Origin of the sequence: Dolichospermum circinale AWQC131C (assembly GCF_000426905.1) — a bacterium.
In the GTDB taxonomy this organism is placed as follows: Bacteria; Cyanobacteriota; Cyanobacteriia; order Cyanobacteriales; family Nostocaceae; genus Dolichospermum; species Dolichospermum circinale.
This window is the reverse complement of the sequence record NZ_KE384623.1, coordinates 103260-103990: the sequence shown is the minus strand read 5'-3', so window position 1 is coordinate 103990 and position 731 is coordinate 103260. Positions and strand designations below refer to the sequence as shown.

Below are 731 nucleotides of genomic sequence, written 5' to 3'. Positions count from 1 at the left end.
AGCTGGGACTCCTGGGACTCCTGCATTGACAATCAATGTCACAGGTAGCAAAGAACTGAAAATCGCCTCCCCCGTCCTCCCCAACAACGCGGTCCAAGGGATTACTATTAATGCAGGCACATTTAGTGCCAAGCTAGAAGCTACTGGTACTGATCAAGATGACACCTTCACAGGTGGTACTCTTGATAACGTCTTCATAGGACTTAGTGGTAATAACAGCTTCACTGCTGGTGCCGGCAAGAATGACTTTACAGGTGGTAAGGATAAAGACACCTTTGAGTTTGTTTTTGGCAACTTCAACACTAGTGTTACTGACATTGATAAAGTTGATGGTGGTGATGGCATAGATACGTTGAGATTTACTGGTACTACCATTGATGCTACTACAACTGCCGCACTTGCTGCTATCAATGGTGTTGAAAAGGTTGAGGTCTTAGGTTTTGACGCTACCACAGTCACAGTAGATGCAACTAAGATTACTGCTGTTAAAGAGTATGATTTTGTAGCTGATACGGTTAATCTCAGTGGTGCAGCTGCAGCTAACAAATTCACCTTGAATAAGACTAACGACGACGATGTTGCTTTAAACTTGACAGGAAAGGGTCAAAGTGTAGATCTAACATGGAAAGGAAATGTTCAAGGAAATGTTCAAACCCTGAATCTAAGCTCTAACGCGGGTACTGACACTGGGACTGAGAAAAATGAGATCACCAACCTGACCACAGATTTTA

General features: G+C 43.2%; 1 pseudogene. It reads left to right on the top strand.

Annotated elements, in window-relative coordinates:
* Nucleotides 1-25 precede the first annotated feature (25 nt).
* A pseudogene (locus ACIR131C_RS26115) lies at nucleotides 26-731 on the top strand (hypothetical protein); the annotation flags it as partial.